26 protein-coding genes are annotated in these 25,302 nt (G+C 63.3%); 17 read left to right on the top strand and 9 right to left on the bottom strand.

What is annotated here, in order from left to right:
* Window positions 1-36 precede the first annotated feature (36 nt).
* The 10 genes from C440_RS04265 (at window position 37) to C440_RS04220 (ending at window position 10,044) form a co-directional block, all read left to right on the top strand.
* Window positions 37-2,190: a hypothetical protein gene (locus C440_RS04265; RefSeq protein ID WP_241431986.1), complete on the top strand. Its 2,154-nt coding sequence runs from the start codon at window positions 37-39 to the stop codon at window positions 2,188-2,190.
* A gap of 32 nt (window positions 2,191-2,222) precedes the next feature.
* Window positions 2,223-3,221, top strand: a complete 999-nt coding sequence (locus C440_RS04260) for a DUF1616 domain-containing protein (protein ID WP_008318582.1) — start codon at window positions 2,223-2,225, stop codon at window positions 3,219-3,221.
* A gap of 321 nt (window positions 3,222-3,542) precedes the next feature.
* Entirely contained in the window at window positions 3,543-4,184 is a 642-nt protein-coding gene (gene rdfA, locus C440_RS04255; RefSeq protein WP_008318581.1) for a rod-determining factor RdfA, read from the top strand.
* Window positions 4,185-4,211: 27 nt separating this feature from the next.
* Window positions 4,212-6,170, top strand: coding sequence for an archaea-specific SMC-related protein (locus C440_RS04250; protein WP_008318579.1), 1,959 nt, complete (start codon window positions 4,212-4,214; stop codon window positions 6,168-6,170).
* 382 nt (window positions 6,171-6,552) lie between these two features.
* Window positions 6,553-6,867: a HalOD1 output domain-containing protein gene (locus C440_RS04245; protein ID WP_008318576.1), complete on the top strand. Its 315-nt coding sequence runs from the start codon at window positions 6,553-6,555 to the stop codon at window positions 6,865-6,867.
* A gap of 490 nt (window positions 6,868-7,357) precedes the next feature.
* Entirely contained in the window at window positions 7,358-7,726 is a 369-nt protein-coding gene (locus C440_RS04240; RefSeq protein ID WP_241431985.1) for a hypothetical protein, read from the top strand.
* Between the two features lie 68 nt (window positions 7,727-7,794).
* A complete protein-coding gene (locus tag C440_RS04235) occupies window positions 7,795-8,490 on the top strand; it encodes an AzlC family ABC transporter permease (protein ID WP_008318573.1) in 696 nt (231 codons plus the stop codon).
* Complete coding sequence (locus C440_RS04230; RefSeq protein WP_008318572.1) at window positions 8,491-8,829, top strand: AzlD domain-containing protein; 339 nt, start codon at window positions 8,491-8,493, stop codon at window positions 8,827-8,829.
* Window positions 8,830-8,877: 48 nt separating this feature from the next.
* Complete coding sequence (locus tag C440_RS04225; protein WP_008318570.1) at window positions 8,878-9,573, top strand: hypothetical protein; 696 nt, start codon at window positions 8,878-8,880, stop codon at window positions 9,571-9,573.
* A gap of 60 nt (window positions 9,574-9,633) precedes the next feature.
* Window positions 9,634-10,044, top strand: coding sequence for a hypothetical protein (locus tag C440_RS04220; RefSeq protein ID WP_008318569.1), 411 nt, complete (start codon window positions 9,634-9,636; stop codon window positions 10,042-10,044).
* Window positions 10,045-10,186: 142 nt separating this feature from the next.
* Here C440_RS04220 and C440_RS04215 read toward each other — a convergent pair whose 3' ends face one another.
* Window positions 10,187-11,299, bottom strand: a complete 1,113-nt coding sequence (locus C440_RS04215; RefSeq protein WP_008318566.1) for a hypothetical protein — start codon at window positions 11,297-11,299, stop codon at window positions 10,187-10,189.
* 135 nt (window positions 11,300-11,434) lie between these two features.
* Between C440_RS04215 and C440_RS04210 the strand changes: the two genes are divergently transcribed.
* Window positions 11,435-12,517, top strand: a complete 1,083-nt coding sequence (locus C440_RS04210; protein WP_008318564.1) for an archaeosine biosynthesis radical SAM protein RaSEA — start codon at window positions 11,435-11,437, stop codon at window positions 12,515-12,517.
* A gap of 427 nt (window positions 12,518-12,944) precedes the next feature.
* On the opposite strand, the gene purQ is transcribed toward C440_RS04210, so the two are convergent.
* A complete protein-coding gene (purQ, locus tag C440_RS04205; protein WP_008318561.1) occupies window positions 12,945-13,619 on the bottom strand; it encodes a phosphoribosylformylglycinamidine synthase I in 675 nt (224 codons plus the stop codon).
* Window position 13,620: 1 nt separating this feature from the next.
* Complete coding sequence (gene purS / locus C440_RS04200) at window positions 13,621-13,872, bottom strand: phosphoribosylformylglycinamidine synthase subunit PurS (RefSeq protein ID WP_008318560.1); 252 nt, start codon at window positions 13,870-13,872, stop codon at window positions 13,621-13,623.
* A 246-nt stretch (window positions 13,873-14,118) separates the two neighbouring features.
* On the opposite strand from purS, the gene C440_RS04195 reads away from it, so the two are divergent.
* Entirely contained in the window at window positions 14,119-15,102 is a 984-nt protein-coding gene (locus tag C440_RS04195) for a formyltetrahydrofolate deformylase (RefSeq protein WP_008318559.1), read from the top strand.
* Between the two features lie 43 nt (window positions 15,103-15,145).
* A complete protein-coding gene (locus tag C440_RS04190; RefSeq protein ID WP_008318558.1) occupies window positions 15,146-15,622 on the top strand; it encodes a VOC family protein in 477 nt (158 codons plus the stop codon).
* A 19-nt stretch (window positions 15,623-15,641) separates the two neighbouring features.
* Here C440_RS04190 and C440_RS04185 read toward each other — a convergent pair whose 3' ends face one another.
* On the bottom strand, window positions 15,642-16,661 hold the full coding sequence (locus tag C440_RS04185) for a phosphoribosylaminoimidazolesuccinocarboxamide synthase (protein WP_008318557.1): 1,020 nt from the start codon (window positions 16,659-16,661) through the stop codon (window positions 15,642-15,644).
* Between the two features lie 137 nt (window positions 16,662-16,798).
* On the opposite strand from C440_RS04185, the gene C440_RS04180 reads away from it, so the two are divergent.
* Window positions 16,799-17,557, top strand: a complete 759-nt coding sequence (locus C440_RS04180) for an NAD-dependent protein deacylase (protein ID WP_008318555.1) — start codon at window positions 16,799-16,801, stop codon at window positions 17,555-17,557.
* Window positions 17,558-17,845: 288 nt separating this feature from the next.
* Here the strand turns inward: C440_RS04180 and C440_RS04175 are convergent, their stop codons facing one another.
* Entirely contained in the window at window positions 17,846-18,262 is a 417-nt protein-coding gene (locus tag C440_RS04175; protein WP_008318553.1) for a DUF5518 domain-containing protein, read from the bottom strand.
* A gap of 105 nt (window positions 18,263-18,367) precedes the next feature.
* Between C440_RS04175 and cofH the strand changes: the two genes are divergently transcribed.
* The 3 genes from cofH (at window position 18,368) to C440_RS04160 (ending at window position 21,019) form a co-directional block, all read left to right on the top strand.
* A complete protein-coding gene (gene cofH / locus C440_RS04170; protein WP_008318551.1) occupies window positions 18,368-19,735 on the top strand; it encodes a 7,8-didemethyl-8-hydroxy-5-deazariboflavin synthase subunit CofH in 1,368 nt (455 codons plus the stop codon).
* Window position 19,736: 1 nt separating this feature from the next.
* Window positions 19,737-20,285: a metal-dependent hydrolase gene (locus C440_RS04165; protein WP_008318550.1), complete on the top strand. Its 549-nt coding sequence runs from the start codon at window positions 19,737-19,739 to the stop codon at window positions 20,283-20,285.
* A 131-nt stretch (window positions 20,286-20,416) separates the two neighbouring features.
* Window positions 20,417-21,019, top strand: coding sequence for a hypothetical protein (locus tag C440_RS04160; protein WP_008318549.1), 603 nt, complete (start codon window positions 20,417-20,419; stop codon window positions 21,017-21,019).
* Window positions 21,020-21,075: 56 nt separating this feature from the next.
* On the opposite strand, the gene cofG is transcribed toward C440_RS04160, so the two are convergent.
* The 4 genes from cofG to C440_RS04140 form a co-directional block, all read right to left on the bottom strand.
* Window positions 21,076-22,254 carry a 7,8-didemethyl-8-hydroxy-5-deazariboflavin synthase subunit CofG gene (cofG, locus tag C440_RS04155; protein ID WP_008318548.1) on the bottom strand — a complete coding sequence of 393 codons (1,179 nt, stop codon included), beginning with the start codon at window positions 22,252-22,254 and terminating at the stop codon, window positions 21,076-21,078.
* A gap of 291 nt (window positions 22,255-22,545) precedes the next feature.
* Window positions 22,546-23,160, bottom strand: coding sequence for a 2-phospho-L-lactate guanylyltransferase (gene cofC, locus C440_RS04150; RefSeq protein ID WP_008318547.1), 615 nt, complete (start codon window positions 23,158-23,160; stop codon window positions 22,546-22,548).
* Window positions 23,161-23,166: 6 nt separating this feature from the next.
* The gene (locus tag C440_RS04145) at window positions 23,167-23,961 is read right to left on the bottom strand and encodes a hypothetical protein (protein ID WP_008318546.1); all 795 of its coding nucleotides are present in this window, start codon (window positions 23,959-23,961) and stop codon (window positions 23,167-23,169) included.
* Window positions 23,930-25,120, bottom strand: coding sequence for a tubulin/FtsZ family protein (locus tag C440_RS04140; protein WP_008318545.1), 1,191 nt, complete (start codon window positions 25,118-25,120; stop codon window positions 23,930-23,932). The genes C440_RS04145 and C440_RS04140 overlap by 32 nt, the downstream gene beginning before the upstream one ends.
* Window positions 25,121-25,302: the final 182 nt, after the last annotated feature.

The following is a 25,302-nucleotide window of genomic DNA, read 5'->3' as shown; positions in this document are numbered from 1 at the left end:
GAAAGTCCATTACGGTCGCACGTTTGGCTACGAGTAGTGCGTGGAGACTGGGGTCGTTCGATTCGCCTACTTTCGATGCTGTTGTTAGTTGTAAGTACCGTCACGATGGCGACTGTCGCCCCCGTCTCAGCGATGCTCGCGGTGGACACCGACGGGCAGTCGCTGGTGACGGACGGTGCGTCGGTCGCTTCGGCACACTCCCTCGGCGACACGGGCCGACTGCCACAACAGACCGCCGACGGAACCAACAACAGCACCGACGTCATCCACGAGAACCCCGACGAGGTCGATAGCGAAGACGACCTCGACCGCCTCGCCTCCTATCTCACCGGGGCGTTGAACGGACAAATCGAGTCGAGCACGCTCCGGCTCAGTCGCGGCGAGTACGAGGCGGCTAAATCGGCGCTCGGCGACGAGTACGACACCCCGCTTCGCAAATACGTCGATGTCGAAGGCGAGACCGCAGGCGACGGTGCCACAGAAGAGTACGAGACGGTCAAAGAGACCCAACGCGATTACATCGACACCGTCAGCGAGTTCCAAGAGACGCGCCGCGAGTACGAGGCGGCAAAACAGGCGGGCGATACCGAACGCGCCCGCGAACTCGCCCGCCGTCTGTCGCGTCTCGACGAAGCCGGTGAAACCCAATCGGAACGGCTCATCGCGGCCTTCGACGGCATCTCGAACGAGACCGGCGACGACCTCTCCGAGACGAGCACTCGACTCGCGGCCGTCCAGTCGAACATCTCCGCCCAACGGCGGGACATCGTCGGCCGCGAGTTCGTCGCAACCCGACTCGACGTGACATCGTACGACCGCAACATCTCCTTTACCGACCCGCTGGTGCTCACGGGGTCGCTCGTCACCGACAACGGCACGCCGGTCGAGACGACGAACGCGACGTTCGCCGTCGGCGACCAACGGATTCGGACGGCCGTCGGTGCCGACGGCGGGTTCGAACTCGCGTACCGTCCGACGCGGGTGGCCGCGAACGCGTCCGAACTGACCGTCAGGTACCTCCCGTCGAACGCGTCGGCGTACCAACGCTCCGAACGAGCGATACCCGTCTCGATTACGCAGGTGGCCGCGACGACGACGCTCGCAGACGCGCCGACCGGCGCATCCGGCTACGCGGACCCGGTCTCGGTTCGTGCGACCGTGTCGGTGAACGAGACACCGGTTACGGACTACCGGCTTTCGGCGGTGCTCGGCGGCGTGCCGGTATCGACGGCGCGGACTGACGGCCGCGGACACTCGACGCTCTCGGGGACCGTCCCCGCGACCGCGCCGGTCGGAGACGCGACACTGCGGGTCGGTCCCGCCCGCGACGGCCGCGCCGTACGGGTCGAACCGGCGTCGGTTTCGGTCCCAATCACGAGCGAGGCGACGACACTTGACGTGCGTGCTGGCGCGTCCGCGAACCGAACCGTCGTCGTCGCCGGGGCACTCGAAACGCGGGAGGGCGAGGCCGTCGAGGACCAACCCGTCGCTATCAGCGTCGCCGGACACCCCGTCGAGACGGTCAGCACCAACTCGTCGGGCGCGTACCGGACGACAGTCTCTCTTCCGGCCAACGTAACCGCGGCGAATGCGACCGTCTCAGCCGCGTTCGACGGCACCGGGACGAATCTCGAATCCGCGTCGGCGACGACGACCGTCCGACGGCCGGGCAACGGCGGTGGGTCGGCACGCGGCGGGCTTCCGTTCGGGCTGACCGACCTCCTGTGGGTCGTCTCCGGCACGGCGGTCGTCGGACTCGTCGCGGTGGTTCTCCTCCGGCGAGACGGCGAGACAGCCGCTTCCGACGGTGGCACCGCCGAGTCAGTCGCCCCGAGCGTCGATGGCGGAACGTCGCCCGCGCCGACTCCTGCGGTCCCCACCATGCTCGACTCGGCGTCCGACTCGCTCTCTTCGGGGTGCCCTAACGACGCCGTCGTCGTCGCCTACGCGGGGGCGAGGCGGGCACTCGCGGCCGACGCCGGTATCGACGACGCCGCGACGCACTGGGAGTTCTACGAACAGTGTGTCGATGCCGGCGTCGGCTCCGCCGACTCGCTCGAATCGCTCACCGCCGGCTACGAGTTGGCGGCGTACAGCGGCGTCTCAGTGTCCGATGACGAGGCTGAACGACTCGTCGAGACGGCGCGGGCGCTGGTCGATGCGACCGAATCGAACACGTCTACCAACTGATTTTTGTGTCCCTACGCACCATGCTCAGATAGATGGCGGCGCGCTCAGACTGGCAACTCTACCTCCCCGAGCAGATTCGAACGCTCCCGGCCGACCTCGCCGCCGTGTTCGCAACAGTCGCGCTCACGGCGATAGTCGCGCTTACGCCCGGACTCAACGAGACGGTGCTCCGAGACGCTATCGGGCTTCCGTTTTTGCTTTTCGTCCCCGGGTACACGCTCGTAGCCGCGCTCTTTCCCGAACGCGGGCCGACCACGGATTCGCCGGACGACCAACGCGGTATCGACGGCATCGAGCGGGCGACGCTCTCGTTCGGGACGAGTATCGCCACCGTCCCGCTTTTCGGACTCGTGCTCAACTTCACCCCGTGGGGACTGCGACTCGTCCCGATTCTCGTCGCAATCGGCGGTTTCACCGCCGTCACCGCTGTCGTCGCGTTGATTCGGCGGCGCGCACTCCCCGAACCGGAACGGTTCGCCATCCCGTACGAGGCGTGGTTCGAGACGGTGCGGGCGGAACTGTTCGCACCCGACTCGAAGACTGACGCGGTGTTGAACGTCGTGCTCGTGTTGAGTCTCGTCCTCGCAACTGCGAGCGTCGGCTACGCCGTGGCGGGACCGAAAGACGGCGAGTCCTTCAGCGAACTGTATCTGCTCACCGCGGACGGCGAAGACGACCTCGTGGCGGACGACTACCCAGAAACGCTCGTCCGAGGCGAGTCCGCACCGCTCGTCGTCGGCGTCGGTAATCAGGAACATCGGCCGGTGAACTACACTGTGGTCGTGTTGCTCCAGCGGGTCGAAACCGAGAACAATTCGACGACCGTTCTCGAATCGGACCAACTCGAAACGTTCTCACCGCGACTCGAACACAACGAGACGTGGCACCGAGACCACCGGATTCAACCGACGATGACTGGTGAGAACCTGCGGTTGACGTACCTCCTCTACAGGGGCCAACCTCCGACGTCACCGAGCGTCGAAAACGCCTATCGAGAGGTCTACCTCTGGCTGACGGTTCGAGAGCAGTAGCGGTCGATTGGGCGGACAGACGGGAAATCGTCGGCCGGCCGGGGCGGTACTCTGGTCGTTTTTCGGTCGGTCGCAGGTTCGCGTCGAATCCGGTCATTTCGGACCGGAATTACACCATCTTTTTTACACCGCGTACTCGGGCTGAACTGTTCGCAAGCCCGGCCACCCGGCGAGATTCGACCGTCTGATTACTCGAACCACAACTGAACGGATGTGTGCTTTCATTCGTGTAATGGGTTCGTGTTTTTAACTTTATCAGTCTTGATAATTGTTAAGTAATATTTACAGTACTGCAAATCAAACGTTCGTTACCACGCCAGGATGCGCAAGACAGGAACCAAGGTTTCCCGCCGCGGCGGTCGGGGCCCAAAAATAGAACGAATCGCAGACCGGTACGGAATCTCCGGTCTCGGTGACGACATCGTCGCTGCATGGCTCGGCGAGGGTCGAGAACAGCGGAGCCTCCGCGAACTCGAAGGAGACGTCAACAGACGACTCATCCGGGCCGCGCTCGACGAGGCGGGCGCGCACGTCCTCGACGGTGAAGTCGATAACTTCTATCGGCTCTTAACGAGTGACGACGTGACCGCCGGGAGTCGCACCGAGGCGCGGAACACGCTCCGAGAGAAGGGAGTTGATATCGACCAACTGGAGGCGGACATCATCTCCTACCAGTCGGTGTACAACTACCTCAAGCGACATCGGAACGTCGAACGTGACACTGACGACGACGAACCCGCGGCCGAATCCGGGCTAAACACGATTCGAAAACTCCGGTCGCGGCTCCGGACGGTGACCATCGACGTTATCGACCGGCTCGTCAAGGCGCAAGCGGTCGCCATCGGTGAGTACGAAGTCGATGTTGACATCCGCGTCACCTGTACAGACTGCGAAACACGACTGACACCGACGGCGCTCCTCTCTTCCGGGCACTGCAACTGCGAACACGAGGATGACGGGTAGCACACGTCGGGTACAATCTCTCTTCACATGAACCACTCAGAGGCACACGAGGAAGCAACCGTTCGAATCAACAACCTTGGGGGAATCGACGAGCGCACTGTCACTCTCTCACCGGGGGTAACCGTCCTCACCGGACGAAACGCGACGAACCGCACGTCCTTTTTGCGCGCACTCATGGGTGCGTGCGGAAGCGACGCGGTAAGTCTCAAAGGCGACGCGGACGAAGGCTCGGTCGAACTCGAACTCGACGGTCGGTCATTCACGCGGATTCTCAAGCGAGAACACGGGCGAGTGAGTGTCAACGGAACGCCGTATCTGCAGGATACGACGACCGCAGACCTGTTCGCGTTTCTCCTCGGGTCGAACGAGGCTCGCCGAGCAGTTATCGCAAAACGGGACCTGCACGATGTCATCATGGCACCGGTCGATACCGACGCCATCGAGACCGAAATCGAGCAGTTACAGACCGAACGCAAGCAGGTCGAAAGCCAGTTGGAGTCGCTCGAATCGCTCGAATCCGAGCGGCAGTCGCTCGAAACGAAGCAAGCATCCCTCGAATCAAAAATCGAGGACCTCGAAGCCGAGCGCGATCAACTTGCGACGCGTATCGAGGAAGAAGACCAGACTGTCGAGGCACAACGCGAGAACCAAGCCGAGCTGGACGAGGTGCTTTCGGACCTCCAGTCGGCGCGCTCGGAGCTCGAAACCGTTCGATTCCGCTTACAGAGCGAGCGCGACAGCGTCGAATCGCTCCGGCAGGAACGCTCGGAACTCGAATCCGAACTCGACTCGTTCGACGCGGCGGACATTGACCACGAGGACGTGACGGCCCGCATCGACCAGATTCGAACGCAGATAGAGTCGTTGAACACGACGGTTTCGGAGCTTCAGACGGTCATCCAGTACACCGAAGACGTGCTCGACGGCAAGGCAGACCTCGTCGAGGACACGCTCACCGCCGACGACGGCGGAGCGGTCACCGACCAACTGCTCTCGTCGGAGATGATAACCTGCTGGACGTGCGGAACCGAGGTCGAACGCGACCAGATTCGTCAGACGACGGACCGACTCCGTTCTGTCAGGGACGACCAGCGCGAACAGCGCTCGGCGCTCCGCCGCGAACTCGACGACCTCGAAAGCGACCTTCGGACGGCCGAGAAATCACAGCGCGAGCGCCAACAGACGCGTCAGAAACTCGGCCGTCTCGAAGACGAACTCGACCGCCGAACCGACCAAATCGCGTCGCTGACCGAACAGCGCGAAGAACTCGTCGAGCGCGTGGAGGAACTGGAAGCCGACGCGTCCGACCTTCGCGGGCAGGCAGACGGTGACCTCATCGAACTCCACAAAGAACTGAACGAAGTCGAATTCTCGCTCGACCGTGCGCGAGACGACCTCGCGGCGGTCCACGACGACCTCGAAGCGCTCGATTCGAAATTCGATACGCGGTCGTCGCTCGAAGACGAACACGAGCGACTGACCGCCGACCTCGAAGACGCGCGAACCCGCATTCAGACGCTCACCGAGTCGGCCGTCGAGGCGTTCAACGACGAGATGGAGACGGTGCTCGGCCTCCTCGGCTACGACAACATCGAACGCGTTTGGTTAGAGCGAGTCGAACGCCGCGTCCGTGAGGGCCGCAGAAAGGTGCTTCAGACGCAGTTCGAACTGCACATCGTCAGAGAGTCCGACTCGGGCGCGGTCTATGAAGATTCTATCGACCACCTGAGCGAGAGCGAACGCGAGGTTATCGGTCTCGTGTTCGCCCTCGCGGGCTATCTCGTCCACGAGGTGTACGAAGACGTGCCGTTCATGCTCCTCGATTCGCTCGAAGCGATCGACTCCGAGCGCATCGCCGCGCTAGTCGAACACTTCGAACAGTACCCGGCGTTCCTCGTCGCCGCGCTCCTGCCCGAAGACGCCCAAGCGCTCGATTCGGACTACGACCGCGTCACGTGGGGTGACGGCGTCACCTCGGCCGCGTAGGTCACGCGTAACGCTCCCGTTCCTGTCTGTATTTTTATTCTGGCCGTTCTCCACTCTATCTGTCTCTGCTCCGTCTTCTCCACTACTGCTTTCCGGTGCCTTCTCACCATCTCTCTTCTGCTCTCCCTTCCAGCGACTTCTTCTACGGTCGCGTCCGCATCCGACCCGATTTCAACACTCTTCCGTCTTCGTTACCGAACGCCGAAATTGGTTGGTTCGGCCGTCACGGTTTTATTGGTCTCTGCCGTCGGTCACGATGCGTGGTTGCGGCGTCTCGCCGCGAATAGCCTTGCCCTAAATATGCACTACTACGGGCACATACCGACAGTACGCAAGTAATATAACACTTCGCGTATTCATTTCGATTGAACGACACTCGGGGGTGTCAACTATCACCACTGCTATCGCACATCAAAAAGACGAACGAGAACGGACGCGAGTTTGGTACGACTGCGACTCCACGAAATCTGTCTCGGAGGCCATCGTTTCGGCGGCGAGTGAGCACGCGAACTGCGACCCGTCTTCGCTCCCTTCGTTGACCTCGTACACCGATATCGACGCGCTCAATACGCTATTCGGGGATTCATCTCCCAGAGCGCCGTCGCTGTCAGGTGCGACACTCGAATTTTCGTACGGTGCGCTCGTCGTCACCGTCGATTCGGCTGGACTCATCGAGATTCGAAATCAGTCGCGGTAACGAGACACCGCGTGGCTCGAAAACGCGGCGCTATTTCTACCCGTCGAGGGTGACAGATACGTGTCGATTATGTTGGCTTTGAGCCAGTTCGAGTTGCGAGTCCTGAAATATATCTATATAATATACAAATAAAAATAATATAAAAGTATGGTAGTATAACTCCAATTCGACCTTGTGAGTGTGTGTATTTTGCAATACTGGTGTGTCATTTCGGCCACAATCGAGTCGCGTTCACCGCGCCGCCGACGTACCTTTTTGTTTCGTGGCCGACGAGGTATCCTATGGCTCTCGAACCGCGTTGTTTCGTGACGTGTCGAGAGGTGGGGAAGCAGACGGTTCGCTGGCTGGACGATACCGGTTCGCTACGCCGCGGTCTCGACAGACGAGGCGACCGAAACGCGATACGTTCGGGTGGGTAACCGTGGGGACCGACCGCGACCGGCACCGTAACCACGAACGCCTCAGCGACCGGTTCGCACCCGACGCGGCTATGGACTCTCCGGCGCGCGTCGCGGTTGCGGACATCGCCGTCATGGTTGCGGCCGCGAAGTCGGGGGTTTCCGCTTCGACGCTTCCGATACTGCTCGGCAGCGTACAGGTGTTTCTCGACGCCCGCACCGACGAGTATGCGCGGGCGTTCGAATGCATCCACAGAGACGCCGGAACGGCGGTGTATTTCGTTCCGCTCGGCCACTGGGATACCAAAGGTGTCGCGCTCGGCCTGTCTCACCGCGAGGTCGATGCCGTCCGTCGAGCACACGCCGAACACCTCCGACACGTCGGCGTGGAACTGAACCGCCGCGAGGAGTTCGAGACCGCACTCGAAATCCGCGAAGTCGCCGTTGTCAGTACCGACTAGTCGCCCGGTTCCGGCAACCGACTCGCAGATAGATGGCTATTTCGGGTGTGACCGCCTGTATGCGATAGATGCCAACAGTCCCTTCGGATTTTCTCGATGGTGTTCGGGATGCCGCGCCGCTCCACCTCGGCATCGCTCCCTTCGGTCTCGTCGCAGGTGTCGCCGCCGTCGAACAGGGGCTTTCGATATTCCACGCGATTGGGTTCTCTAGTGTCGTCTTCGCGGGTGCCTCGCAACTGGCGATGATAGAACTCCTCGGTGCCGACGCGCCGCTCGCTATCGTCGTCGGCACCGCCGTCGTCGTGAACCTCCGGATGTTGATGTACTCGGCCTCTATCGCGCCGTATTTCCGGAACTTCGCCGCGCGCACGAAAGCGCTCTCGTCGTATCTCCTCACCGACCAAGCGTACGCGCTTTCTATCGCCCGCTACGGCCGCGACGGCGACACCGACCGCTTCGCGTACTACTTCGGCGTCGCCGTCTCGTTGTGGGTCGTCTGGCAGTTCGCAACCGTCGCCGGCGCGCTTCTCGGGACGGGACTCCCGCCCGCGTGGGGTCTCGAATTCGCCGCGCCGTTGGTGTTTCTGGCGCTTCTCGTCCCCGCGCTGAAAGACCGGGCATCCGCGGCCTCGGGCGTCACCGGGGGCGTGGTCGCAGTCGCGGTCGTCGTCGCCGGAATTCCGTTCCACCTCGACATCATCGTCGCCGCCGTCGTCGGCGTCGTCGCCGGACTCGCGGTCTCCTCGTTCGGAGGTGACGTGTAGATGACGACGAGCTACGACCCGGTCACCGTCTGGGGTGTCATCGTCCTCGCGGGCGCGCTCACGTTCGCCATCAGAGGCTCTTTCGTCTACCTCTTCGGCCGCATCGACACGGTTCCACCCCGGATAAAATCGGCACTCGAATACGTTCCGGCCGCGGTGTTCGCGGCGCTCGTCTTTCCGGCGCTCGTCGCACCCACGGGCGACCTCTCGCTCTCGCTCGGTAACGACCGACTCGTAGCTGGCGTCCTCGCCGCGCTCGCGGCGTGGTACACAGAACGCGTCTTCGTCACGATTGCCGTCGGCATGGGCGCGCTCTGGGTTCTCCGGTTCGTCGTCTGACTGCGCCACACTATCAAGATATTTTACACTTCGGGCGAATTGACGGCTATGTCCAGTCCACGAAAGCGACGGCCGCTCAGGACCGACCTCCGGCCGCTTCTACTCGCCGGGTTCGTCGCGGGCGTCGGAGCGTTTGTCGTCGGTGTCGCCGCCGTGGCGCTCTGGCTCGCCGTCGCGCTCGACGGGTCGTTTCCGGGACTCACCGCCAAAACCGGACTCACGGGTGGCAAGCGTCCGTCAGCGCTCGTCCTCCCCGTGTGGACCTTCGTCGGCGCGGTGGGCGTTCCGGTCCAACTCGTCGAGACGACTGGTGGAGGCACGTTGACCCTCTCTCGAAATCTCGTGACGGTTCTCGACGGCCCGGACGACTCGTGGTGGTGGCTCGGGGCGCTCCCCCCGGTCTGTCTCGCACTCGCGGGCCTGCTCGCGGCCCGCTTCGTCGGTCGCGTCCAGCAGTCGCTCGAAGGATTCGTCGCGGGTTCGACGGTCGCGGCTGGCTTCGCCGCCGCGATGCTCGTCGCCTCACTCGTCGTCCGCGTCGGTCTCGGCGACGTGCCGCCGAACCACGACGGAATCGTGCGAATCGGCGCGACCGGGATTCCGCCGCAACAGCTCGACGACGACTCGATTGGCATCCCGTTGTGGGGGACGTTCACTGCAATTTTCTTGAGCATCGGAGCCGGCGGCTTCGGCGGACTCGTCGCCGCGACACTCCCGAACTGGCTCACTCGGGAGTCGTCGTAACACGTCGATCGTCGGCTGTGAAATACAACCTTATTATGACAGAAAAAATTGGAATGCGGGATGGACGAGCCGGATACCGTCGTCGAAGCCATCGTTTCGGTCGTCGGCGACGTCGGCAACTACCTACAAGCGTTCGTGCTGTTGGTCGTTCTCTGTTGGTTCGGTCTCGCACCCGTATTCGAACCGACTGGGTGGCACGGTCTCCCCGTCACGCTCACGACGGCCGCAGTTGGCGTCGCTTTCGTCGTCTCTGTGCCCTTCGGCATCGCCGACTGCTCTACGGGCCGGTTGACGACGTTCGCCTTGACCTCGTTTTTTACCCTCTGTTGGCTCGGGATGTTCCTCTGTTTACTCCTCGTCGCCTTCGGCGGGATTCCGACTGACTCGACGCTGACCGCGATGGTCGCGTCGTTCGTCGTCGTCAGTTACGGTGTCGCGTTTATCGACACCTACGTCTCCTCGTTGTGTTAACTGGGACGCCGCTCGAAACGGGACGGGTGGTTCGGTGCGGCGCGTGGTTCAACCCTGCCCGACCGTGACTTCGGACGCCTCGGTAATGACTGTTCAGTCGCCTGTCGGACCCCCACGTCACCGCGCGTCGGCAACGCCGTCTCTATCCCGGTTGCGGGCCAGCCGCGGTCAACGAGGGCGACCCCGTGGCGTCGATGACGACGCTCGCGGGACCGCGCGGCGGACACGACCACCACGTCCCGGACACTCTCGCGCCGGTTTCGAGGCTGGCCGAAACGCGGTACGGCCCGGATTCTCCCACGGGGACAAGTTCACGCGACTCTCCCGGTTCGAGGTCGAACACTCGCTCGAACGGTCCCGTCTCGCCGTCGGAGCGGACCGTCTGTTCGGTCGCGGAAACGACCCGAAGCGAGAGTCGGTGGGCGCCGTCGTCGCGGTTCGCCACCGTCAGCGTCGAGTTCGCCGGGCCGCACCCGGTCGTGCCGCTCGTCACGTCAACGTACTTCGTCGGTTCGTCGGGGACGAACCACGCCGTCTCGACGACTCGCTCGTCGGTCTCGACGCCGACGCGATATCTCCCGGTCCGGTAGGTCACCGGCACTGAGAGCCGTGTTTCGCCCGGCAGGCGGTATTTGCGGTCGACGAGCGTCGTGTTGCGGAGGTCGATACTGAGCCGCACGGTCGTCTCGGGACCGGGATTTTCGACGACGACGCCGGCGGGTGCGTACCACCGCGAGAGACCGTCGCCGACGAGCGGGAGTTCGACCGGTGATTCGGTCTCGACACCGCCTCCGAGAGCAAGCGGGCACCCGTCGCGCGAGTCGCACGACGCCGCGCGCCAGAACTCGGTTTCGTCGCGTCCGATGACGACTTCCAATCCGTCGAGGTCGCTCTCGACGACCCACGTCGTCTGCGCTCGAACGCCGGTATCGGTTTCGACGAGCACGCTGATGTCGCCGAGCGGCACGGCGACCGTCGTCCTGGCCCGTTCTCCGGGGAGGAGGTCGCGGTTCTCGAAGAATACGTCGCGGTCGTCGCGGATGCCAACGGCAGTCGTAAACACCGGCTTCGACGTCGGATTCCAGAGAGTGAGCGTCCGCTCGACGCGCGGTTCGGCGAGTTGCGTTTCGGTTCGATTCGTCCGATTCGATTCTGTGGTCGGGTTCGGCGTCGAGGTATCGACCGCCGGCGACCCACATCCCGCGACGCCGGTGACGCCGGCCGCGACGAGCGAGAGCAGTGTTCGGCGGTCCATAGCCCGTCTACGGACTGCGCGTATATGAACCTCTATCGCGTCGGCACGGTCTCTCTCGGCGGCGATATCGTTTTCTCGATGCGTCGGCGACCACAGACGAAGCGGCTTTACGCACCCATCCGATATGAGTCTCCAATGAGTAAGCCGACCCCCGAGGTCTACGAGCGGGGACGCGGGATGGACGCGCACAACAAGGTGATGCGCGACATCCGTTCGCAAAAACAGAAGACCTACGACCCTCACGAACCGACGCGGGTGTGGATCGACGAGGACAACACGCCCGACGGCGTCTACGACTCGCTGACGATTATCCTCAACACCGGTGGCTGTCGCTGGGCGCGCGCTGGTGGCTGTACGATGTGCGGCTACGTCGCCGAATCCGTCGAAGGCGGAACCGTCTCTCACGAGGCGCTAATGGACCAGATTCAGGTCTGTCTCGACCACGAAGCCGAACACATGGACGACGGCGAGACGGCCGGTCTCATCAAAATCTACACCTCCGGGTCGTTCCTCGACGAGCGCGAGGTACCCGCCGAGACGCGCGATGCAATCGCCGAGACGTTTTCCGACCGCGACCGCATGGTCGTCGAATCGCTCCCGGACTTCGTCACGCGCGAGAAACTCGAAGACTTCACCGACCGCGGTATCGAGACGGACGTTGCCATCGGCCTCGAAACCGCGACCGACCGTGTCCGCCACGACTGCGTGAACAAGTACTTCGACTTCGCCGACTTCGAAGCCGCCTGCGACGAGGCGGCCGCGGCCGGCGGCGGCGTCAAGGCGTATCTCCTGATGAAGCCGCCGTTCCTCTCGGAACCCGAGGCGCTCGAAGACATGAAATCCTCCATCCGTCGCTGTGCCGCGGTGGACAACTGCCACACTGTCTCGATGAACCCGACCAACGTCCAGCGGTACACGATGGTTGACGAACTGTTCTTCAACGGCGGGTACCGCCCACCGTGGCTCTGGTCGGTCGCCGACGCGCTCCGCGACACGGTTGACGTGGACGCAATCGTCGTCTCCGACCCCGTCGGCGGCGGCCAAGAACGCGGCGCGCACAACTGCGGCGAGTGCGACGAACTCGTGTTCAAGGCGGTCAAGGACTTCAACCTGCGACAGGACCCGAGCGTCTTCGAACAGGTTTCGTGTGAGTGTGAAGCGACGTGGGAGTTCGTCCTCGAAAACGAGACGAGCTACAACATGCCGCTCGTTCGCTGAATATCCCGGCTACACGTTCGTCCATTCCGGGGCCGGATTCGACTCGCATTTTTGGGTATTCGACGGTATTAGGGAGTCGTATACGGTAGTAACCAGCTCCTAACGGGTCGCTAGGGTGGTTGTATCAAAGAGGGTGTGAACCGTTGTCATATTCGGTAGTTCGGACGTGTCCATCCGGACTGCCCGCCATCATGACGAAACACACGTACAAGACCGTCTACTATGCGGATGGATGGTTCGAGATCCGCGAAGAGGAGAACACCGAGGCATGGGTTGCCACGGACGCTCCTTGCGCTCTCGCACCATAACACGCTGTACGCGGGTCGGAAAACCAATCACTCCAACCATCGCTCATCGTGTACGCCGCTACATTCGCCCACCCGACCCGGTACCGCCCGCCACCGCGACGGACGGTCTTTTATCACACTCAGCTGTCGAAGCCCGCAAGCACACCGCGACCGTCGGTACTCCCGAGTTCCGGCAGTGACGCCCGTTCCGGGTGCGGCATCAGTACCGCAACCGACTCGGATTCACCGAGGATACCAGCGACGTTTCCGCGCGACCCGTTCGGGTTCGCCTCGTCGGTAACGTTGCCGTCTTCGTCGCAGTACCGAAACAGAATGCGGTCCTCAGACTCCAGTTCTTCGTAGCCCTCGTCGTCGATTTCGAAGCGCCCTTCGCCGTGTGCGATGGGCAGTTCGATGACTTCGCCTTCGTCGTAGGCGTCGGTCCACTTCGTGTCCGCATTCTCGACGCGCAGATAGACGTGCTCGCACTGGAAGCGAGCGCTCGCGTTCGTCGTGAACGCACCGGGCGTCAGGCCGGCCTCACAGCCGACCTGCGCGCCGTTGCAGACGCCGAGAACTGGAATCCCGTCATCGACGGCATCGCGGACGGTCTCCATGATAGGCGAGCGAGCGGCCATCGCGCCGCCGCGGAGGTAGTCACCGTACGAAAATCCGCCGGGGAGCATGATACCCGTCGTCTCCGCCGGCAGTTCGTCTTCGTGCCAGATGCGCTCGGCGTCGAAACCGAGGTCTTCGAGCGCGCGCACGGCGTCTCGGTCACAGTTCGACCCGCCGAACTGCACAACTGCGATCATCTCAGGCCTCGGAGACCTCGACCTCGTAGTCGTGGATGGTCGGGTTCGCCAGCAAGCGTTCGGCCATCTCGTCGGCGCGGTCGGCGGCCTCGTCGGCGTCCGACGCGTCGAGATCGACTTCGTACCGCTCGGTAAAGCGCAACGCGTCGAGTTCGAACCCGAGTCGTTCCAGCGCGCGCTTCGTCGTCTCCGCCTCCGGGTCGAGCACGCCGGTCTTGAGGCGCACCGTCACCGTCGCGGTGTAGGTGGTCATCGGGTGACGATGCGCGGTGATGTGCAAAAACGGTTTTGGGTCGTGTTTGTTGTGCACAGATGTGCCCACTAACTACGTGGCGACACTTTGTCACCGAAATCGACGAGTCGGCGTCTGAGCCTTACCACCGCGTCGCGGAGTGTCTCACGGTCGTTCGAGAGGATTCGTTGCGGAGAACGACAGCGGTTTACCGCTTGCCGACGCACGACGGTATATGTTCAGCCTCGAACAGCTGGAGGTGACGGTATGACGCGAGAACTAACCGAAATCACGGTCATCGGAGGAGACAAGACCGGACTCATCGCGAACGTAACCACCCTGCTGTTCGAACGCGGAATCAACGTCGAGGACCTCGACCAAGCGGTCCGCGAGGGAATCTTCCGGATGACGCTTCACGCGGACACCTCGGAGATGACCTGCACCCGCGATGAACTCCGAGAGGCGCTTTCCGACCTCGGAGACGACCTCGGCGTCGATGTCCAAGTCCGCTTCCCGTCGGACCGCAAGACGCGCGAAATCGCCGTGCTTGTCACGAAGGAATCCCACTGTCTCGAAGCTCTCTTCGAGGCGTGGGCGAACGACGACCTCGGCGCGGAGATCTCTGTCGTCATCGGCAACCACGACACGCTCGAACCGCTGGCGAGCCACTACGACGTTCCCTTCCACGACATCGGCGACGAGAAAGGCACCGCGGACGAAGACCACCTGCTCGAACTCCTCGAAGAGTACGACGTAGACCTCATCGTCCTCGCGCGCTACATGCGAATCCTCGGCCCGAACGTCGTCTTCCGCTACGAGGACCGTATCATCAATATCCACCCGTCGTTGCTCCCCGCGTTCCCCGGTGCGGCGGCTTACCGACAGGCCAAGGAAGGCGGCGTTCGCATTGCGGGCGTCACCGCCCACTACGTGACGACAGACCTCGACCAAGGCCCGATTATCGCCCAGCGGGCCTTCGACGTGCCCGACGACGCGACCATCGACGAAATAAAATCGCGCGGGCAACCGCTCGAAGCCGACGCGCTCCTCGAAGCGGTGAAACTCCACCTCAACGACGACGTGACCGTCCACCGCGGGCGCACCAGTCTTCGGTCCGGTGCCGACGCCGAAGACTACCAACTCGGTCTCTCCCGCGAAGCACAGGCGTTGAACCCCGACCGCCCGGTTGACGGTATCATCGACGCCCTCGGCGACCAGGAGACGCTCACGCTCGAACAGTCCGAAGACTGAGACGAGACAAACGCTTTTACCATCACCCTGCGCAGTCGGGGCGATGACTGACGTACCCGCATCCGACGACGCGACTCGACTCGACAGCCCCGGGGCCGCCCGCGCACTCGGTGAGTTTGCACTTCGCGTCGAGAATCTGCCCGAGATGTGCGCGTTCTACCGCGATATAGTCGGTCTCGGTGAACCGCTCGGCGACTTCGGGACCGCGGTGTTCTTCGGACTCGGCGAGAGCCACGCTGGCCACGAAGCTATCGTGGCGCTTTTTGACCGCACCCAACTCGACGACTACGCCGGGATCGACCAAACGAAGACCAGTATCGACCACTTCGCGCTCAGCATCGACCCCGCGGACTTCGACACAGAAGTCGAGCGCCTGCACGGGCACGGTCTCGACCTCGATTTCGCCTATCACGAGTGGGTCGAGTGGCGCTCGCTGTACTTCGCTGACCCCGAGGGAAACCGCGTCGAGTTCGTCTGTTTCGACCCGGAGGGCGCGGTGAAAAACGAGCAGTACGAGTAATCGCCGCGGCTTCGGCGTCTTATAACTCTTGGACCTGCGCGACGGCCTCTTCGATGTCCGGCGCGTCGAACCACTCGTGGCCGACGTACGCGTTCGTCCCCGCGCAGTAGAGGTCCGAAAGTGCGGTTACGATGTCGCTCGGGAGGTGCTCGGGGTCGATTTCGCACGCTTCGCGCCAGTTGGGAGCACCGGTTTCGATGGCTTCCTGCTTCGCGTCGGCGACGGCATCGACCCAGTCGGGTTGGACGCGCTTGTAGTACTGGCGGACGACCTCTTTGGAGACCTGCTGGCCGCCGTACGAAAAGCGGTTCTCGTCGAACGTGCCGACCACGTCCGCGATCTTGACGGTGCCGTCGTGGTACAGACACTCTATTTTCCCGTCTTCGTGGTCGAAGCCCGCGCGCGCGGCCTGCTCGTTGAGAACGTGATTCACTGCGAGCGCGAGTTCTTCGAGGCGGTCGAGACCGACCGCGCCGGCGACTGCGTCGGCCTCCTCTCGGTCGAGGTAGCGGTCCTGTTCTTCGTACTTCGTGGAGAACTCGACCACCGGTTCGGGGAGCGATACGGCCTCGTCAGGCCACTCGTCGAAGTCGAGACCGTAGTCGGCGGGCGCGCCGCGTGTGCGAAGACTCGACCCCACCGGGACGGTGTTGCGGAAGACGATTTCGAGCGGGATGAGGTAGTTGTCGCCGGCGGCGTCGTGGTAAGCGTCGTAGTCGTACGCGCCGTCTTCGTGCGGGAGGTCGGGGACCTGCGTGAGTTCGATCGCCATCTCGGTCGGCGGCGACTCGCACTCGTCGAGGTCCTTGCACTCGCCGTCTTCGAACACCCCGAGATAGTGCGTCGGGATGTGGTTCACGTCGAGCAGTTCGAAGTTGTACGCACCCATGAGACAGAGGCTCGCGCCCTTGTTCGGGATGTGGTCGGGCATCTCGCCCCAATCGAACACGGAGTAACGGTCGGAAAAAACGAACCGGCCCCGGCCGAGTTCGGTCGCCGTCGGTTCCTCCTCGACCCGAAAGTCCTTCACACTGGTCATGGTCGCCTCTCACGCTCGTCCCACTAAGAACCTTCCACTTCTATGCGTATCTCAGAGTTGTGCGGGGAAGATGTATACACAAACTCGAATATCGACAAATCGCGCCGCTTTTTCACCGCGAGCGCTTCCGTTCGGCTATGGACACTGCCCTCGAATCCGATGCCGCGTGGGTCGCCCAACAACTCCGCGAGGCGGACGTCGCGGTGGCCCTCACGGGCGCAGGGATGAGCACCGCTTCGGGAGTTCCCGATTTCCGCGGCGACGACGGCATCTGGAACTCTGAGTTCGACCCCGCGTCGTTTCACCGGGACCGCTTCGTCAACGACCCGGCGGGGTTCTGGCAGGAGCGCGTTCGCCTCCACGAGCGCATGTTCCCCGACGATGTGGCTCCGAACACCGGCCACGACGCACTCGCAAAACTCGAATCGCGGGGCATCCTCCACACAGTCATCACACAGAACACGGACGGTCTCCACCGCGAAGCCGGGTCGTACGAGGTCGTCGAACTCCACGGGAACGCCTCTCAGGTCGTCTGCGAGGACTGCGAGTCGCACTTCGCGGCCGATGCGGCGCTCGAACAGGCCCGCGCGGGCGACGTGCCGGCGACTTGCGACAAATGCGGTGGCGTCGTCAAACCCGACGTCGTACTCTTCGGCGAGCAACTTCCGCAGGTCGCTTACAGCAAGGCGAATCGACTGGCGGACAAAGCTGACGTGTTCCTCGCGCTCGGGTCGTCGCTGACGGTCCACCCCGCGGCCGGACTCGCCGGACGCGCCGCAGAAGACGGCTCGCTCGTCGTCGTCAACTTCGACGAGACCCAATACGACAGCGAGGCGGACCGGGTCATCCGCGACGACCTCACGGAGTTCCTCCCCGCGGTCGAAGCACTCGTTTGACGGGACTCGTTCGCAGTCGGGTCTGCGGTGGCGGTTCGACGCGGTTCCGTCGGCACTTTCGGTACTGTTCGACTTTCTCCGGCTCTTTTTCAGGCCTTTTCAGCTCTTTCCCGGCCCTTCCGGCTTTTCTCTGCCCCTCCTCTCTTTTCCCGATTTTTCTCGTCTCTTCTTCCGACCCTCTCCGACATTCCTCGGCTTCCGCGACGCTCTCGTCGTAGTTTCGCGGTTGAGTGCTCGACTCTCTGTCTCAGAAGAAGCGGAACCGATGTCGATTCGAAACACAGTCTCTCAGTTGAACTCTTCGTTTAGGTACGCGCCGAGATAGCCACCGAGCGCGCCGAGACCGACGGTGTAGAGACCTCCGATAAGGAGGCTGAATAGCAATACGATGACGATGCCGACGATACCGAGACCGAAACCGTTCGGTGCGGTCCCGAGAGCGAATAGTCCGAAGAACAGGAGTCCAACAATTGTTAGCACGGCAGTAACGATGCCGACGATGAGGCCGGAGAGACCACCGGATTTCGCGCCGCGCGTGCGGTCCGTTCCGGTCAGATAGCCCGCAAGCGCGCCGCCGAGAACCGGTGAGAACGGGATAGGTGCAAGGACGATACTAACGATGCCGCCGATGACTGCCGAAAACAGCAGACTCTCACCTTCGTCGCCGAAGGAAGCGTCAGTCGTCGAAGACGGGGAGTGCTCCATGTCCGACACAACACCACCGGGCGGCCTAATGCTTTCTCCCGTTCTCGGCGGCCCGAAGTTCCTGTACCACCCCGCTTTTACGACCGTGGCGCGTCCTCATTGACCATGACCGGTACCGCCCACGACGACTTCGGGTTCGAACACGTTCCGGAGACCGACCAGTCGTTCGAAAACGCCTTGGCGAAGGCGCGGGCGGGCGAGCGCCTCGACGTCGCGGATGGCGTCGAACTCATGACGACGGGGACCGACAGCGACGGTATCGACCCACACCGAAAGGAACTCGTCCTCGAAGCGGCTGACCGCCGCCGAGCGGCAATGGTCGGCGACGACGTGACCTTCGTCGCCAACCTCAACAACAACGTGACGACGGCCTGTACGACCGGCTGTCTGTTCTGCAATTTCAAGAACACCGCTCACCGCTTCGAAACCGATTTCGACGGGGACCACGGTGGGTTCACGAAGACGCCCGCGGAATCGCGCGATATCGTCGCCGACGCGGTCGAGATGGGTATCTACGAGGTCACGTCTGTCTCCGGACTCCACCCGGCGCTCGTCCTCGACGAGGAACACCGCGAAATCCTCCAGACCTACGACAATTCGCCCGCCGAGGTGAACTACAAACCGCCCGCCGCGTACGACACCGACCCCGGAACCTACACCGAGCAACTGACCGCCATGTCGGTCGATGGCGTCCACGTTCACTCGATGACGCCCGAAGAGGCGTATCACGCAAAGCGCGGGACCGACTGGACCTACGAGGACGTCTACCACCGCCTCGCCGACGCCGGTCTCGACAGCGCGCCCGGAACCGCGGCCGAGATTCTCGTCCCCGAGGTCCGAGACGTCATCTGTCCCGGGAAAATCGGAACCGACGAGTGGGTTGCTGGCATGGCTGGCGCGATGGACGCCGGACTCGACGTGACGGCGACTATCATGTACGGCCACGTCGAAAACGAGATGCATCGCGTAATGCACCTCGATGTCGTCCGCGACTTACAGGACCGCTACGGCGGCATCACGGAGTTCGTCCCGCTGTCGTTCGTCTATCAAAATACGCCGCTGTACGACCGCGGTCTCGTCACCGAGGGCGCATCGGACGACGAAGACGAGTTGATGATTGCCGTCTCACGGCTCTACCTCGACAACATCGACCACATCCAGTCGTCGTGGGTAAAGTTCGGGAACGCGAAGTCGCTCAAACTCCTCAACTGCGGGGCTGACGACCTGATGGGGACGATTCTCTCCGAGGAGATCACGAAGCGCGCCGGCGGCGGATTCGGCGAGTTCCGTTCGTTCGACGACTACGTGGACATGATAACCGCAATCGGTCGCCGTCCGGTCGAGCGTTCGACCGACTACCGAATCCACCGCCCACTCGACCCAGACGAGGGACCGCACGGCCCGACGCTCGGCCCGCGCGCCGACGGGACTCCCCTTCTCGACCGCACCGGCCCCGCGACGGCGGACGATTGAGATGATGGCGACGACCCACGCGGCGATGGGTCTCAGCCTCGCCGCGTCGCTCGCGTGGATTGCACCCGAACTTGCGACTGCTGGCGCGGTCGGCGCGCTCGTCGGTGGCGTCTTCCCCGATACCGACCTCTTCGTCGGCGTCCACCGCAAGAGTCTGCACTTTCCGGTCTACTACGCCGTCGCCGCGGCCGGAACCGGACTTGTCGCCGTCGCCGCTCCAACTGCGCTCACCGTCGCGCCGGCGTTTTTCTTCCTCTCGGCCGCGGCCCACTCGATTTCGGACTGGTTCGGCGCGGGTGACGAACTCCGCCCGTGGGACCGCACGTCCGACCGCGCGGTCTACGTCCACCCGGCAAAGCGGTGGCTCGAACCCAAATACGTCGTTCGATACGACGGCGCACCCGAAGACTTCGTGCTGACGCTCGTCTTCTCGGTGGTCCCGTTCGTCGTCTTCGACGGCGTCTTTCGCGTGGTCGTCGCCGCCGGCGTCGCCGTCGCGCTCTTTTATACCGGCTTCAGAAAGCGGATGCCGGACTGGTTCGGCATCTAGCACGCTGGCGAGTAGTCGTCGCCGCTCGCCTCTACTCCACCGTCCGAGACCACGAACCTCATACGTCTCGGCCGCCGAGGATGTGTGGTAATGGCGCACCGACAGAATCGACCGGCGGTGACCCTCCCGTGATGGCCCCGACGCACGTGGCCATGAGCCTCGCGTTCGCCGCCGCCGTCGCGGTCGTCGCTCCGGCCGCCGCGCCGCTTGTCGTCGTCGCCGCACTCGTCGGCGGCGTCTTTCCGGACCTCGATATGGTCGTCGGCGTCCACCGAAAGACGCTCCATCAACCCGAGTTGTTCGCGGCTGGAACGCTCCTTTTCGGCGCGCTCGCAGTGGCGACTCGTGACCCGACCGCGATTGCCGCCGCGACCGGGAGTGCCGCCGCCGCGCTCCACTGCGCCGCAGACTACGCGGGCGGCAGCAGCGAACCGAATCCGTGGGAAGCAACCACCGACCGCGGCATCTACGTCCGCACCGCCGGTGGGTGGGTCGCGCCCCGACGACTCGCCGCCTACGACGGGTCGCCGGGCGACCTCGCGCTCGCGGCCGCCCTCTCGATTCCGGGCTTCGTGACCCTCGACAGCGGCGCTCGGGCGGTGCTTCTCGTCAGCCTCGTCGTCGGCGTCGGCTACACCGCCGTCAGAAAACGCGTCCCGCAACTCTCCGGGCGGACGCCCGCCCTGTACCCGATGGTCGTCGCGCTCTTTTCGATGCTTCTCCGCCGCCGATGACCACGCCCTCCCGTCTGCCCTCTGCGTTCTCGACCGCGTCAGAGAGCCTTCGACGCTCACTTCGGAACCGAAAGCGGCCCGTTCCCGCGGACGACGTTTCGGAACCGTTTGGCGTGTACGTCGTCGGCGCTGAGACGCTCGACGATTGGCGCTCCGAGCCAGTCGGAATCGACCGTTTCGGCCGCAGAATACTCGTCGTTCGAGCGGGCGGTCGCATCCGGCGACAGAGCGGTCGCTGGCAGGAAGCGGTCGTACACCGGCAGTCGCTCGCGGAGCGGGACGCCCGCCTCGTCGGCGATGTCGGCGAGTTCCTGTAACGCGGGCCACGCGTAATCGGGGTTCACATAATCATCGGTGACCGGTGAGACGCCGCCGAGGTCGTCTACGCCGCAATCGACCAACTCGGCGGCCGCAGAGAGGTTCGGCGGGACCTGCACCGACACGGCCTCCGGGAGCGCGACCCGCGCCATCGACACCACTCGGCGCATCGTTTCGAGCGACGGGCGCTCGAAGCTCGACCGCTCGTTCGGCACGACGTTCTGGATGATGACTTCCTGTATGTGACCGTAGCGTTCGTGGAGCGCGCGGATGGCGAGCAGGCTTTCCGCCCTGTCGCGCCACGACTCGCCGATACCGACGAGGATGCCCGTCGTGAACGGCACGCCTTCTTCGCCGGCGGCGCGAATGGTGTTGAGTCGCTGTCCCGGTGTCTTCCGGCGGGTACCTGCGTGAGCGGTCACGTCGGCGGTCGTCTCCAGCATCACGCCCATACTGGCGTTGAGCGGCGCGAGGTCGGTGAACGCCTCGCGCGTCAGGTCGCCGGGGTTCGAATGCGGGAGGAGCCCTTCGTCGAGCGCGACCTCGCACGCGGCGGCGAGGTAGTCGAGGATGTCGTCGTAACCCCACGCGTCGAGTTGGCGGTGAATCTCCGTGTAGCGCGCGTCGGGTTCGTCGCCGAAGGTAAACAGCGCCTCCGTACAGCCCGCGTCGGCACCCATTCGGACTACCTCTCGCACGTCGTCGAGGGACATGAGCGTCGCCTCGCCGGGCACGTCGTAGTACGTGCAGTAGGTGCAGGTGTACCGGCACGCGGTCGTCAAGGGGAGAAACACGTTCCGCGAGAACGACAGCGAGGTGGGAGGTTCGACGTCGTCCGGGGTGACAGAGAGCAATCGCTCGACTTCGGCGGCGTCGATGGGAATCTCGACTCCGTACGCGTCGGCACCCGGGAACATACCTCTCGGTGTGCGACGAATCACTAAAAGCGTGTCACTCGCGGACGGTTCGAGAGACAGAAGTCGAGAAGGGGACCGGGACATTGGTGCCAGACACTTCCCGGTCCGTCCGAAACTCCGTCACGTCTCGTAACCGCATGCGAGCGTCACTCGCGTCGCCGTGACGGTCGGACTCCACTTCGTTCCCGCGTCATCTTCGTGACGCGAGGGCGCGCGGCGAACGTTGCCTCAGTTCCCGCCGGGCAGACGGCCGACCGCGCCAGTCAATGTTTATCTCGGAGCGTTATGGTCCTATCGGCGGCGTCGGACTGCCTCGACTCGACCCGAGCCACATTCGAGTGTCACACCAGCGTCCGATAACCACGCCCGAGAGCGCCCCGCTCCGTGTAACAAAACTTCGACGATGTCTGTCGGTTCGTCCACGTCGATAGCGAGTCGCATCGAATCGAGTTCGACGAACGAGAGCCCGGCGTCGCGGGCGATTCGCCGGTGGTCGAGAATCGACGCGCCGTGGTAATCGACCGAGAACTCGGGCTGGCGGACGACGAGCGCGTTCGTCCCGCCACCGAGACCGGGCACGGCGACGACGTCGCCGTCGGTTTCGAACAGTCGGGTGAGTGCCGCGGGCGTTGCGAGCGCGAGGTCGGCCATGACGACGGCTACCGGGTCGTCGCTTCCGAGTTCGTCTTCGACGACAGCCGAGAGCGGTCGGTCGTCAACTGTGACGGGAGCCTCGACTTCGACGGGCGCGTCGGCGACGACGGTTGGGTCGCCGCCGGCGTCAACGATGGCGTCGAGAACGTCTCGGAGCATCGAAATGGCGAAGTCTCGTCGCTCGTCGGCATCGAAAAATGACGCGAGTCGCGTCTTCGGGGACCGGCCCCCGAACGGGACGACGACGCGCACGAAGAATCAGCCCAGCTTATCGTACGTGGTCTGCTGTGACCGCCAGTAGAGGAACCCACCGGCGATGAGCGCGACGACCACGAGACCGCCAGCGGCGTACATCAGCAGTTGCGTCGTCTGACTCGACTGCTGTGCTTTGTTCGCTTTCGTCTCTGCGTCCTCAGCGAGGTTCGACGCGAGGCCGAACTCGCCGCCTTCGAACGCTTCGACTGCGTTGTCGAACTGGTTCTGTGCGTCTTGGGTGTTCGCACTACCGGCGTTGGCAATCGCCGCCTGCGCACTGTCGAGTTTGTCGCGTGCGGCGGCGCTGTCCTGCGTGTAGTGGTGTGCGGTCCACGTGTCGATGTCGTTACTGGAGCCTCCGTCACGGGTCTGGTCGAGCGAGATAACCGTGAACGACTGTTCTGGGTCGTAGGAGAACTCCTCGACCTCGGGCGTCGTTCCCGTCACCGCGACTTCGACTTCGCTCGTCCCGTCACCAGCGGCGACTTGCGCGCCGCTGAAGTTCTGCCCGTCGAAGGACTGCTGGTCAACCTTCGCGCCCGTCTGGTCGTAGTACGTGACGGTCCACGTCACGTCTTCGAGTGCGGTCTCCCCTGCGAGCGTCCACGATTCGAGTTGCGGGTCTTTGTACAGTTCGTTGAGCGTGACCGACGCGGTCACTTTCTCACCGACCGCCGTCTCGTCCGGAACGTCGTTAGACGCAACGCTCACGGCACCTGTCGGAACCGCAACGACCGACAGGAGCACGACGAGCGCGAGCGCCAGCTTAGAAAAGCGACTCCAGTTCGTCTTCGTCATCGTTTACGAGGTTCTCCAGATTGGAATCGCTCTCCTGTTTGATCTCTTCGATGTTGTCCTGGGCTTCGATGGCAACCTGCTGTAGCTCTTTGATGCGCGGGACGTTCGTCACGCCCGAAAGAAGGATGACACCAGCCACCTTCCCTGCGCCCGGAATCGGGTAGTCGCCGCCGCGAACTTCCATGGAACCGGTCTGCTCCTCGATCCATTTCCGCCCGCGCTCTATGCCTTTCCGGTTCAGATGCTCCGGCGGACCAGCAAGCACGAGTAGCGCGCGCTCCGCACCTTCGATCTCACACGGAAGCGTGAGACGACCGAGTGCGGCCTTGCGCACGAGGCTGGTGATTCGGTTCGTCGTGTGCGCGGTGTCGAGATTGTCGTCGGGTTCGTCGCCCCCGGTGAGCCGCGACAGGAGGCCGCCGCTCTTCTTATTCTTCCGTGGCTCGACGTCTTCGGACGCGTAGCCGACGGTCGAAACGCCGCCGCCTGCGAGCGTGTTGATAATTTCCGACGAGTCTACGACGGACTCTGCGACTTCCTGTCCGTCTTGGACTTCGCCAGCGCCGAAGAGCACGCCGAAGCGGTTGACAATCTCTTCGTTAATCTCATCGTAACCACCCTGTACCGACTCGCCGGTCTTCCGCCAGGCGTCGTTGTCGAACACGAGGAGGTTGTCAACCTCGCGGACAAACGTCTGGAAGGAGCGCGCGGCGTTGAGCGTGTAGATACCACCCTCGTCGGACCCCGGCAGGATGCCGAGACCGTACACAGGCTCAGTGTAGATGCGCTTGAGATGCTTTGCGAGAACCGGCGCGCCACCGGACCCGGTACCGCCACCGAGACCGGAGACGACGAGGAAGGCGTCCACTTCGTGGACGGGGATGCTGTCGATAGCACCCTGTACCTCGTCGATATCCTCCTCGGCGATTTCGGCACCGAGTTCGTTGTCCGCACCGACGCCGTGTCCCTTCACGCGGGACTGGCCGATGAGGACGCGCTGGTCCTTCGGGATGTTCTTTAATCCGAGCAAGTCGGCTTTCGCCGAGTTCACCGCGACCGCCGCGCGGACGATTCCGGCGTTGCGTTCGCGGTCGTACTCGACAAATTTGTCGACTACTTTTCCCCCGGCTTGCCCGAATCCGATCATTGCGAGCTTCATAGGTTCGGTCCCCTCGCCATTGCGTGAATTGCAGTACGAACGCGGACATAAGCGTTGTGATGGGCAAGTGTATGCGCTCTATCAGATTATCAGGAAAAACTGAGTGACTCGATGGAGGCGTTAACCACTCATTATCACGGGGAGAGCCACGGATACGGTCGAATCTGTTGTCGTTTAGAACT

This window comes from Haloferax mucosum ATCC BAA-1512 (genome assembly GCF_000337815.1).
Lineage (GTDB): Archaea > Halobacteriota > Halobacteria > Halobacteriales > Haloferacaceae > Haloferax > Haloferax mucosum.
Note: the sequence above shows the minus strand (reverse complement) of the source record. Positions and strands in the feature narration are given on the sequence as shown.